Source organism: Saprospiraceae bacterium (assembly GCA_026129545.1).
Classification (GTDB): domain Bacteria; phylum Bacteroidota; class Bacteroidia; order Chitinophagales; family Saprospiraceae; genus M3007.
Genome location: JAHCHX010000002.1, coordinates 428,484 through 440,362 on the forward strand (window position 1 = coordinate 428,484; position 11,879 = coordinate 440,362).

10 protein-coding genes are annotated in these 11,879 nt (G+C 52.9%); 5 read left to right on the forward strand and 5 right to left on the reverse strand.

Going from position 1 to position 11,879, the window contains the following annotated elements; translation table 11 throughout:
- Nucleotides 1-25: 25 nt before the first annotated feature.
- Nucleotides 26-874 carry a cupin-like domain-containing protein gene (locus KIS77_16070; GenBank protein ID MCW5923858.1) on the forward strand — a complete coding sequence of 283 codons (849 nt, stop codon included), beginning with the start codon at nt 26-28 and terminating at the stop codon, nt 872-874.
- A 58-nt stretch (nt 875-932) separates the two neighbouring features.
- Here the strand turns inward: KIS77_16070 and KIS77_16075 are convergent, their stop codons facing one another.
- Both KIS77_16075 and KIS77_16080 read right to left on the reverse strand, forming a co-directional pair.
- On the reverse strand, nt 933-1,592 hold the full coding sequence (locus tag KIS77_16075) for a hypothetical protein (GenBank protein ID MCW5923859.1): 660 nt from the start codon (nt 1,590-1,592) through the stop codon (nt 933-935).
- A 39-nt stretch (nt 1,593-1,631) separates the two neighbouring features.
- Nucleotides 1,632-3,488, reverse strand: coding sequence for an ABC-F family ATP-binding cassette domain-containing protein (locus KIS77_16080; protein MCW5923860.1), 1,857 nt, complete (start codon nt 3,486-3,488; stop codon nt 1,632-1,634).
- Nucleotides 3,489-3,787: 299 nt separating this feature from the next.
- Between KIS77_16080 and KIS77_16085 the strand changes: the two genes are divergently transcribed.
- The 3 genes from KIS77_16085 (at nt 3,788) to KIS77_16095 (ending at nt 6,837) form a co-directional block, all read left to right on the forward strand.
- On the forward strand, nt 3,788-5,008 hold the full coding sequence (locus KIS77_16085) for an acyl-CoA dehydrogenase family protein (GenBank protein ID MCW5923861.1): 1,221 nt from the start codon (nt 3,788-3,790) through the stop codon (nt 5,006-5,008).
- 80 nt (nt 5,009-5,088) lie between these two features.
- Nucleotides 5,089-6,051: a transketolase family protein gene (locus KIS77_16090; protein ID MCW5923862.1), complete on the forward strand. Its 963-nt coding sequence runs from the start codon at nt 5,089-5,091 to the stop codon at nt 6,049-6,051.
- Nucleotides 6,052-6,105: 54 nt separating this feature from the next.
- Nucleotides 6,106-6,837 carry an FkbM family methyltransferase gene (locus KIS77_16095; GenBank protein MCW5923863.1) on the forward strand — a complete coding sequence of 244 codons (732 nt, stop codon included), beginning with the start codon at nt 6,106-6,108 and terminating at the stop codon, nt 6,835-6,837.
- An 18-nt stretch (nt 6,838-6,855) separates the two neighbouring features.
- On the opposite strand, the gene KIS77_16100 is transcribed toward KIS77_16095, so the two are convergent.
- Nucleotides 6,856-7,794 (reverse strand): UDP-3-O-(3-hydroxymyristoyl)glucosamine N-acyltransferase, encoded by a 939-nt coding sequence (locus tag KIS77_16100; GenBank protein MCW5923864.1) that lies wholly within the window; start codon nt 7,792-7,794, stop codon nt 6,856-6,858.
- A gap of 196 nt (nt 7,795-7,990) precedes the next feature.
- Between KIS77_16100 and KIS77_16105 the strand changes: the two genes are divergently transcribed.
- Nucleotides 7,991-9,595, forward strand: coding sequence for a family 10 glycosylhydrolase (locus KIS77_16105; protein ID MCW5923865.1), 1,605 nt, complete (start codon nt 7,991-7,993; stop codon nt 9,593-9,595).
- Nucleotides 9,596-9,601: 6 nt separating this feature from the next.
- Here KIS77_16105 and hemB read toward each other — a convergent pair whose 3' ends face one another.
- Nucleotides 9,602-10,579: a porphobilinogen synthase gene (gene hemB / locus KIS77_16110; GenBank protein MCW5923866.1), complete on the reverse strand. Its 978-nt coding sequence runs from the start codon at nt 10,577-10,579 to the stop codon at nt 9,602-9,604.
- 787 nt (nt 10,580-11,366) lie between these two features.
- Nucleotides 11,367-11,771 carry a hypothetical protein gene (locus tag KIS77_16115; protein MCW5923867.1) on the reverse strand — a complete coding sequence of 135 codons (405 nt, stop codon included), beginning with the start codon at nt 11,769-11,771 and terminating at the stop codon, nt 11,367-11,369.
- Between the last annotated feature and the right edge of the window lie 108 nt (nt 11,772-11,879).

Genomic DNA, 11,879 nt, shown 5'->3' on the forward strand with positions numbered 1-11,879 from the left:
TCGTTCACCTAAAATCATGTCGCTTATGCTGGAACTTTTACCCGTTGACCGCCGCACTGGCCTCACCCGCGAGACTTTTGCCGCTGAATATCTAACCCCCATGAAGCCAGTCGTCTTTACTGACCTCACCGCTTCTTGGCCAGCTCGGCAACGCTGGACAATAGAACACTTCAAAGCCCAATACGGCCACCTCCGCGTGCCGGTGGTGTCCAACAACTACTCCAAACCCGGGCGAGGCTATATGACCCCCGACCGCGTGATATCATTCAAGGAATACCTTGAAATCCTCGAAAGCGGGCCTAACGACCTGCGCATTTTCCTGTGGAACATTTTCCGCGTGGCGCCCGAACTACGCCACGATTTTAGCATCCCGACCATCATGGATGGTTTTGTGGACGAGCTGCCCTTCATGTTCTTTGGCGGCGAGAGCTCCAAGGTGGCGCTGCACTACGACATTGACATGAGCCATGTTTTTCTCAATCAAATACATGGCCGCAAACGGGTCATCCTCTTTGCGCCCGACCAAGGGGTCAATCTCTACCATCACCCCTTCACGGTGGCCAGCTATGTGGATTTGAACCATCCCGACTACGAAAAATACCCGGCGCTGGCACAAGCCAAAGGCTACGAGGTGATGCTCCAGCCGGGCGAGACGCTTTTCATGCCCTCCGGTTATTGGCACTACATCGAGTACACCGACGGTGGCTATTCCATCAGCCTGCGCTCATTTGGCTCGTTGCCCGCACGCGTGCGTGGTTTGGCGAACATCGCCACGCACTACGTCGTGGACAAAGGCATGAACAAGTTGATGGGGCCGAGCTGGCGCAAGCTGAAAGAACGCTTGGCCGAAAAACGTGCCGAGTCGGTGTTGTAATGGTCGTTTCCGAAGCACTCGCTCCATGTGAACGGCAGTCATCAGATAAAGGGGCTGCCTAAAATTTCAAGATGATGCGCCCGGAATTGTTCGAGTGGCGTCCGTCCTCGATGGGGATATAGAGCCGCTCAAGCGTTTTTTCGTTGAGCAAAAAAAACTCCTCGCGACGCTCGCGGCGGAATTGGCCCCCGCTACATTGCCCGGCAGCGGCGCTCAAATCCATTTCAAACCATTCGCCGTCGAAGCAGGCGGCACTCCAAGCGTGATTTGGCTCCACCATGGCAGGGTCCACTTTTCTGCCGTCGAAGCGGGCGTAGCCTTCGCGAGTGGTCGCGTAAACGCCTGCCAAGCGGCACATGGTTTTGAACATGAACGCATAGCCTTCGCAGCGCGTGCGGCGGCGCTTGAGGATGAGCCCGACTTGTTGGTGAGCGTAATAGTGCGGGTGGGCAGCCGCTTCCGGCTCGGCTTCGAGGCGGTTTTGCTGGCCGCAGTCGTAGGCGATGTGCTCGGTGAGCCAAGTGAAAATGGCGCGGCCTTTTTCCAGGTCAGTTTCAAAACGGTTGGTCAGCGAATCGGTGATTCGCACGAGGTCTTTTTCGCCGTGAAAGGGGAGGGAGCGGGCGTGGGCATCTATGGCTGAGAAATCCGATTGAGCAAAATTGGGAGCAACCAATAGTTGGAAAAAAATCGCGCAAGCGAGCGGTTTTGCATTCATGGCGAAGCCGATTGAGGCTTCAAAAATAAGGACTACTGTTCACTTTTCCGAAAGTTCCAGCCACCGCATCTCCTTGCCGTCCAAGTCGTCCTGCAACTTTCCCAATTCGGCGGAAAGCCGCGTCGCCTCTTCCGCGCCCAAGTCGGCGGCGTTGAATTTTTCCAGAATCTCCTTCTTGCGGCTTTCCAACGCGGCGAGTTCTTTTTCGAGTTTTTTCATCTCGTTGCGCTCGGTGTTTGTGAGACCAGGGGCAGGCTTGGCTTGTGCAGTTTCCGCCTTCGGCGGAATGACAGTAGCGGCGGAATTTTCGCTTCGTTTCAAAGCGCGGTACTCGGCATAGGTGCCGTTGAAGTCCTTGATTTTTCCGTTGCCTTCAAAAACAAAAAGATGGTCAACGAGACGGTCCATGAAATAGCGGTCGTGCGTGACCACCACGAGGCAGCCGGGGAAATCTTCGAGAAAATCCTCCAGAACTTGTAAGGTCAACACGTCGAGGTCGTTCGTCGGTTCGTCGAGAATGAGGAAGTTGGGGTTTTTCATCAGCACTGTCAGCAGGTAGAGTCTGCGCCGCTCGCCGCCTGAAAGTTGGCTCACATACACCTGTTGCTGAGGTCGGGTGAATAGGAAACGTTCGAGCAATTGCGCTGCTGAAAGTTCCTTGCCTTTTTCGAGCGGGATATAGTCAGCGATGTCGCGCACGGCATCAATCACGCGCTTGTCCGCTTTGAGTTGGATGCCCTCCTGCCGGTAGTGGCCAAAGATAATCGTGTCGCCGATGACGACCTTGCCCGTGTCGGGCGGCAGGGCGCCGGTGAGAATTTGCAGGAACGTGGATTTGCCGGAACCGTTCGGCCCCACGATGCCGATGCGCTCCTTGCGCTTGAATTTGTAGGTGAAATTTTCGAGCAACTTCTTTTCTCCGAACGACTTGCTGATGTTGTGCAGCTCCACCACCTTGCTGCCGAGCCAGTTTTCCTTGATGGCAAGCCGCAGTTCTTCCGGCTTTTTTTTCAGCGCGTCGTTTGCCTCTTTTTTGTTGAAATAAGCATCCACGCGCGCCTTCGCTTTCGTTGTGCGGGCTTGGGGCGAACGACGCACCCATTCGAGTTCGCGTTTAAGGAGTTTGTTCTGGCGTTCGTAGGTCGTGGCTTCCACCTCCTCGCGCAAGGCTTTTTTTTCCAAATAATCCGAGTATGAGCCGGAGTAACGGCGCAGTTGCCCACCTTCGAGTTCGATGATGCTGTCGCACACGTTTTCAAGAAAATAGCGGTCGTGTGTCACCATGAAAAGGGTGATGCCCGGCTGTTGCAAATACTCTTCGAGCCATTCTATCATCTCTATGTCGAGGTGGTTGGTCGGTTCGTCGAGGATGAGGAAATCAGGTTCTTCGAGCAGGATTTTGACCAAAGCCAGCCGCTTTTGCTGGCCACCGGAAAGGTTTTTCACCTTTTGCTCAAAATCCTCCATGCGAAAGCGGAACAGCGTCTCTTTCACTTTTGCCTCGAACGACCAAGCGTCGTTCAAGTCCATCAGAGCGATGGCCTCCTGCAACTCGGCAGTTTTCTCCGGGTGAGCCAGCGCATGTTCGTAACGTTCCACCACGCGCACGAGCGGGTTGCTGGGGTCGAGCACCGCGCCGAGCACATCGAGTTCGGGGCTGAAGTAGGGTTCCTGGTCGAGCCAACCGATACGGATGTCCTTGCGCAGCAGGATTTTAGCGCTCTCGCCCTCGGCGCCTTCCTTGCCTGCGATGACGCGCATGAGCGTGGTTTTGCCAGTGCCGTTTTTGGCGATGAGACCGATTTTTTGGCCCTTGTCAATGCGCAGGCTGATGTTCTGAAAAAGAACTTTCTCGCCGTAGGACTTGGTGATATTTTCGAGAGTGAGGAAATTCACTACGTGGATGTTGGATTGTTGGACGTTAGACGTTGGACTTTTCGGGCGGCGAAGGTAGCGTTTTCACACCTACAAGGTTCGCAAGCCGTGTCTCGTGAATTCGTCCGACGATTTTTTGTTCGTCGGACGAATCGCAGACGCACCTCCAAACCATCTTCGTTTACCCCGTCCGATTTTTTCTTTTTCAAAAATTATATTCGGTCAAAATTGTGAAGAAGTGGCTTTGCCCCGCTTTGCCCGCGAAAGTTTGTTTACTTTTGCCCCCACATTTTTCCTGACCAAAACAACAAGAACACATCATGCAATCAAACGGCTCCACCGCCTCCGCACATAAAATCTCCCAACGCGAAGACCGCTACCAACACCACGACTACTACGGCGTGGACGAACTGCTCTCCGCCGAACACCTGCTCGCCCGCGACGCGGTGCGCGATTGGGTGAAAGCAGAGGTCAGCCCCATCATCGAGGACTATGCCAACCGCGCCGAGTGCCCCACGCACCTGTTCAAAGGTTTGGCCGAAATCGGCGCTTATGGCCCCTCTTTGCCAGCAGAATATGGCTGCGGCGGCATGGACGAAATCGCCTACGGCGTCATCATGCAGGAGCTCGAGCGCGGCGACTCTGGCGTTCGCTCCATGGCCTCTGTGCAAGGCTCGCTCGTGATGTACCCGATTTACAAATTCGGCAGCGAAGAACAGCGCCGCCACTACTTGCCCAAATTGGCCAAAGGCGAGTTCATCGGCTGCTTTGGCCTCACCGAACCCGACGCCGGCTCCAACCCCGGCGGCATGATTACCAACGTGAAAGACGACGGCGACACCTACATCCTGAACGGCGCGAAAATGTGGATTACCAACTCGCCCGTCGCCGACATCGCTGTCGTGTGGGCAAAAAGAGAGGACGGCAAAATCATCGGCCTCATCGTTGAAAAAGGCATGAAAGGCTTCTCCGCGCCGGAGATTCACGGCAAATGGAGCCTCCGCGCCAGCATCACCGGCGAGCTTGTTTTTGAAGATGTGCGGGTGCCGAAGAAGAATGTGTTGCCCAACGTCGTCGGTCTCAAAGGCCCGCTTTCCTGCCTGACGAAGGCTCGCTACGGCATCGCATGGGGCGCGATTGGCGCGGCGCTTGATTGCTACGACTCGGCTTTGCGCTACTCGCAAGAGCGCGTCCAGTTCGGTAAGCCCATCGGCGCCTTCCAATTGACGCAAAAGAAACTGGCCGAAATGATTACCGAAATCACGAAGGCTCAATTGCTCGCGTGGCGGCTCGGCACTTTGGCAAACGAGGGCAAACACACGCCCGCCCAAGTCTCCATGGCAAAACGCAACAACGTCAACATGGCGCTCGAAATCGCCCGTGAAGCCCGCCAGATTCACGGCGGCATGGGCATCACCAACGAATACCCCGTGATGCGCCACATGATGAACCTCGAAACGGTGCTGACCTACGAAGGGACGCACGACATTCACCTGCTCATCACCGGCCACGACGTGACGGGGTTTGATGCCTTCAAATAAGATACCGACAGGCAACTCAGCGACAGCGCAATTTTTCTTCAAAAAAATTCGCCCCGCATACCAAACAACGTGTCAAGAACATGAAAATCAACGAAATAACAAGCACCGCCGCTCGCGCCACTCGCGAAGGTTTCGGGGCGGGGCTGCTCGAGCTGGGCCGCCAAAATCCCAACGTGGTGGGGCTGACCGCCGACTTGATGGAATCGCTGCAAATGCAGCATTTCCAGAAAGAATTTCCCGAACGCTTTTATCAATGCGGCATCTCGGAAGCCAACATGATGGGCATTGCGGCAGGGTTGGCCACGGGCGGCAAAATCCCCTACACAGGCACCTTTGCCAACTTCAGCACCGGGCGCGTCTATGACCAAATCCGCCAAAGCATCGCCTACTCGCACAAAAACGTCAAAATCTGCGCCTCTCACGCGGGCGTGACTTTGGGAGAAGACGGCGCCACCCACCAAATACTCGAAGACATCGGCATGATGCGGATGCTGCCCGGCATGGTCGTCATCAATCCTTGCGATTTCAACCAGACGAAGGCCGCCACCATCGCCATAGCCGAGCATCACGGCCCGGTCTATCTGCGTTTTGGCCGCCCAGCTTGGCCGATATTCACGGCTGAAAATCAGAAATTCAAAATCGGGAAAGCCCTTCATCTCGCATCTGGAAAAGACGTGACCATTTTCGCCACCGGCCACCTTGTCTGGACGAGCATCGAGGCCGCCAAAGAACTCGCGGCCGATGGCATTTCCTGCGAGGTCATCAATATCCACACCATCAAGCCGCTCGACGAAGAGGCGATTTTGGATTCGGCGAGCAAGACGCGCGCCGTGGTGGTGGCCGAGGAACACCAGCGCAATGGCGGCCTCGGCGATGCCATCGCCAACCTGCTCGTCCACCGCCTGCCCGTGCCGATGGAGTACGTCGGCGTGAACGATTCGTTCGGCGAGAGCGGCAAACCAGCCGAACTTTTAGAGAAATACGGGCTTGGCAAAAAAGACGTGGCGTGGGCGGTGAAGGATGTATTGGATAGAAAGAAGTAGCGCCAACCTTTGGGTCGGCCGATAAATCGCCTTGTCATTCATTTTCATCTAACCATGTCTTTTCTCGACAAACTCCGCCTGAAAGCGCGTGCCGACAAATATCGCCGCCGTACTGACCCGGGTGGCATTCGCTTCATTTTGGAAACGTTGCGTCCTGGCGACACGGCGCTTGATGTCGGAGCGCACAAAGGGGGATATGCCTTTTGGATGCTGAAACAAGTTGGCGAGCGAGGAAGGGTCATTGGTTTCGAGCCACAACGGTCCCTTTTTGAGTATTTGAACAAAATAAAAAAAAGCCTGCGCTGGGAAAATTTCTCGGTGGAGCATTTGGCGCTGTCCGACCACGAGGGCAGTGTCGAGTTGCGCATTCCGGTGAAAAAGGACAAAAAATCATCGCCGGGGGCCAGCATCGTCAAAACGGTTTTTGAGGAAGGCGATGTCCGAACGGAATCCGTGATGGCGAACACGTTGGACCATTTTTGCTCCCAACATTCGGTTGTGCCTCACCTGCTCAAAATAGACGTGGAAGGCAACGAATTGGCCGTTCTGCAAGGTGGCAAACAAGTGTTGCAGCGATATCATCCGGCTATCCTGCTGGAATGCGAGGCGCGACATGTGGGGACGGAGCGGGTTTGGGAAACTTTCCGTTTTTTGGAAAAACTGGGTTATCAAGGCTTTTTTATCGAAGGCTCCTTGTTTCGCCCGCTCGCCGAGTTTGATTTTTCCAAACATCAGTCGGAAGACCAGAAGCCGTATTGCAACAATTTTGTTTTTCAAAAAAATTAGTGCCGTGTGCTCAGCCCTTCATTTCTCCCACTGCTTGAGCGCCTCTGGCAACTGTCGAAGCGCTGCCAACTCCCTGTATTTATCCCGCGCATCATCTGCCGGAATGCCAAAATAAGCCTTGCCGCCTTCAAGCGATTTGGACACGCCCGCTTTGGCCGACACCACCGCGCCTTTCCCAATGCGGATGGCTTGCGAAACGCCTACCTGACCGTATAGCACCACATTGTCTTCAAGGATGGTCTTGCCGCCGATGCCCACCTGAGCGGCCAAAAGGCAGTTTTTCCCGATGACAGCTCCGTGCCCGATGTGGATTTGGCAGTCCAGTTTGCTGCCAGCACCGATGATGGTGTCGCCACTCACGCCTTTGTTGATGGTGCAACCTGCGCCAATGTCCACGTTGTCCTCGATGACGACACGGCCACCGGAGCGCCATTTCCGATATGAGCCGTCGGCTAATTTTTTGAAATAAAAAGCATCAGAGCCAATAATGCAATTGGGGCCGATGGTCACATCTTCGCCGATAACGGAGTATTCGCCGATGTATGTGTTGGCTTGGATGTGGCAACGCGCGCTGATACGAACATTGGCCGCGATGACGACCCCTGGCTCGATAATCGCAGTCGGGTGAATGTCGGCGCGATGGCTGACGGGCATCGTGATTGGTTCGAAGGGGCGATGTTCGCGCACCAGCGAATCGTAAGCCTCGAAGGGATTTTCGACGACGAGAATCACCTTGCCGGGCGGGCACTCGGCTGGCTCATTGAGCAAAATGATGGTGGCAGCGCTGCGCAGTGTTTTTTCAAAATATTTTTTCACATCGGAGAACGCGATGTCGCCGGGTTCCACTTTGTGAATTTCATTGATGCCGGAAGCGGAGAGGGTGTCGTCGCCGATGATTTGGCGAGCGTTGAGTCGCGCAGCCAGCGCGGAGACAGGGATGGGTTGTGCAAATTTCATGTTCGGGGAAACGTGGGTACTTCTGGATTTCCACGCAAAAGTCAAAAAAAAATGGATGCATTTATCTCAAACCTGTAATCTTGCCACACCCAATTTATTTCAAGGATGTACGGATTGTCGTCAGCAAAACCAAGAATGAACAATCCGAACATCACGAGCATCTAATTCCCTACATTTGCCGCCAAACCAACTTGTTATGAAGCCTCTTTTTCGTTTTTTTGCCTTCTTCCTGCTGCTACTCGCCTTTGTGCAAAACACAGATGCTCAGCCACCCAACGTCGAGATGCGCGGCACTTGGATTGCTACCGTGGCCAACATTGATTGGCCCTCGCAGCCCGGCCTACCGGTAGAGCGTCAAAAGGCGGAATTCGATAGCCTGCTCGACGTGTTGAAGGCGATGAACATGAACGCGGTGTTTGTGCAGGTGCGCCCCTCTGGCGATGCTTTCTACAACTCGAACGCTGTGCCCTGGAGCAAATTCCTGACAGGCGAACAAGGGCTTCCGCCAGCCGATTCCAGCTACGACCCCTTGCGCTACATGATAAAGGCAGCGCACGACCGGCGCATGGAGTTCCACGCCTGGCTCAATCCCTATCGCGCCACTTGGGACCTCGACACAGCAAGCCTTTCGCTCATCCACCCCATGCGAACCCTGCCACCCAACCTCAAGGAACAGTGGTTTTTCCGCTACGGGCGGCGCTATTATTTCAACCCAGCCAACCCTTTTGTGCGCCAGCATCTGACCAATGTCGTGCGCGACATCATTGTCCGATACGACGTGGACGGCATTCATTTCGACGACTATTTTTATCCCTACAAAGAACCCGGAGAAAACCTCAACGACTACAACGAGTTCGCATCTAACCCGCGAGGGTTCACCAACATAGAGGATTGGCGGCGCGACAACGTGAACAAACTGATTCAAGAGGTCTCGCAGGTCATCAAAAGATTCAAGCCTTATGTCCGATTCGGCATTGGCTCCTTTGGGGTATGGCGCAATTCCGACCGAGACCCTCTCAACGGCTCCGACACCCGCGCAGGTATTTCGAGCTACGACGACCTCTACGCCGACATCTTGCTGTGGCTGAAAAGCGGCTGGATTGACTATGTGGCCCCTCAGCTGTACTGGAGCATCGGGTTCCCGCCCTCCGATTATCAGAAATTGCTCGACTGGTGGAGCAAACACACCTACGGCAAACACCTTTACATAGGGCACGCGGCCTATAAAATCGGGAACAGCCCCAACGACCCCAATTGGAACAACCCAGAGGAAATCAGCAAGCAAGTCGCCATGGCACGCGCCAACCCCAACGTGCAAGGAAGTATTTATTTTTCAGCAAAATCACTCCTGCGCAACTCGCTTGGTGTGCAGGATACGCTCGTCAACGAATTATATGCCTCGCCTGCCATCATGCCGCCTATGCCCGGCCTCTTGAAAGCCCCACCCGCCACGCCGCAAATATGCCGGATGCAAGGCACGCCCAGCACCGTCAAACTTGCTTGGCACGTCTGCGACGTGCTGACGGGCGACGAGGTGCCGCACTACTTCGCCATCTATCGCTTCGACGGGGAAGGAGTGGGCAATTTTAAAGACCCCTACAACCTGCTCGTCACCACCCCATTTTATTCGGAAGAGTACATCTACGAAGACCAAACGGCTCAGGAGGGTCGCCACTATACCTACGTCGTGGTGGCTTACAACCGCGCCAACGTGGAGAGTTACAGCAGCGAGCCTATCTATGTGAAAAAGACAAAAAAGGGAGCAAAAAAGAAAAAGAAGTTTTGGGGGTACATGTTTTAAAAACACTCAAATCCCCTCAGGAAATCGCTCCGCAAACTCCTTCGCAAAATAGGTCAGAATAACATCTGCTCCCGCCCTGCGAATGCTCAGCAATGTCTCAGGCATCGCCCGGTCGAAGTCGAGCCAGCCGTTGCCGCACGCCGCCCGGAGCATGGCACACTCACCACTCACATGATAAGCCGCGATGGGCAAATGGCTTTTTTCTTTCAGCAGATGAATCACGTCAAGGTAGTGCAGCGCGGGTTTCACCATCAGCATATCCGCGCCTTCGGCGGTGTCGAGTTCGGCCTCGATAAGAGCCTCCCGTTTGTTCGCCGGGTTCATCTGGTACGATTTCTTATCCCCACTTTTTGGCGCGGAATCCAGCGCGTCGCGGAAAGGGCCATACATCGCACTGGCGTATTTGGCCGTGTAGGCCAGTATGCCCGTTTTCGTAAAACCCTGTTCGTCAAGAGCCTCACGGATATATCCTACCCTACCGTCCATCATATCGGAAGGACCAAGCATATCGAATCCCGCTGCCGCCTGAGCCACCGACATCTGAGCCAAAATCGGCAATGTCTCGTCATTTGCTATCTCACCGTCAATCACCATCCCGTCATGTCCGTCACTCGAATACGGGTCCATTGCCACGTCGCTGATAAGACAGCATTCCGGGAAACGACGCTTGATTTCGCGAGCGGTTTTTAAGTAGAAGTTTTCTGGCGACCAGCTATATGTAGCGGTTTTATCCTTCAGTTGGTCGGCTACCGCCGGGAACAGGATAAAATTGGAAAGTCCCAAGTGCATGCAACTTTCGATTTCACGAAGCAGGGTATCTGGTGAAAGCCGATATATGCCGGGCAGCGAACGAATCTCGCTGCGCATCTTTTGACCATCCAACACAAACATCGGGAACACGAGGTGCTGAACGCTTAGGTGGGTTTCTGTAGCCATACCGCGAAGGGCGGCAGATTGGCGGTTGCGACGCGGGCGACGAAATATCATTTTGATGAAATGAATGAAATAAGTGGCGCAAAACTATAGCTATAAATAGTGGATTTGTTGCGGTGGAGCGAAATGAAGGCATGCATCTCAGCAACTAGTTCTCAAATTGTCACGCTCGCAAAGGCTTTGTTGCATGAACATTTTTTCTTTGGAGAATTGGCGATCTGAGTTTTTAAAATTTTTCAATAGGCTGTTATTTTGAAATTTATTTGGAAAAAATCAATCTGGCCAAATTTTATTTATTCATGCAACAAAGCCGCTCGCAAACCGAAATGATACTCCGGGGGGCACGAAACGCCATTCCGTGATACATTACACGACCACACTACTGGACATTATTTTTGTGCTGCAAAGACACAACAGCACAAAATGCGGCAAATCAATGAGTATTTTGCTTTGTGTCTTTGTGACTTCGTGGCAAATTTGAAAACGTCCAATAGTGTGTTCCGCGACAATTTGAAATGCACCCGAAGTGAAACAATAAACAAATCTTGAAAAATAGTAAAAGGCGATAGAGATTTTACAAAAAAGATAGAGAATAGAAAAGCACATAAAAAAAACAGGGCACCAACTGATTACTCAGTAGCACCCTGTATAACCCCAAAAAACCAAATGAAAACAATCTTTAAGTTTGAACCTTTATCGTACTAAAGGCGACTTTTTTCTAAGAAAAGATTGAAAAAAAATCAATCTAAAATGGCGAGTAGAGCAATTTTAATTTCCAACAAAATTTCCAGAAATTTTTCAGCAAACCTGAAATATTATCATGGACAGAACAGTTGCTTTACTTAACCTTATCTTTGACGCGGCCTTTAACCGCTTCAATAATGATACAAATATCGCTCATATTGCATAAGGTGATAAATTCCGGCGCTTTTCCGCCAAAAATATATGTTTTGCTAGCAATTTTCTGTCTTCCATCTTGCAAAGGAGAACGGATGAAATCCGTCATAGAAAGCAGGGTGGCCGAAAGAGTTATCTCTTTCCGTGAGAAAAGTGAGCGAGAGTGTTTTGTTAATCTCCTAAATGAGGCCGAAAAAACAGTGGATTCGCTGCTTTTGGCCGATGCCATGATGGCTCTAAGCGATTCTCTCTTGCGGTTGCGACCCGAAAAACCGTTGCAACCGCCACGCCTTCCCCCGCTCGACACGCTACCCGTCGGCCCTATTTTCAAGGCGGATTCTGCCAAGACGGACAATCGTTAAAACCAGATTTGTGTTCTGAAAATGCTCAAATAAGCAACCATCCTCTGCCGAAGCGCACCAATGTTCGTGCCTCGATTCCTCCATAAATTGCC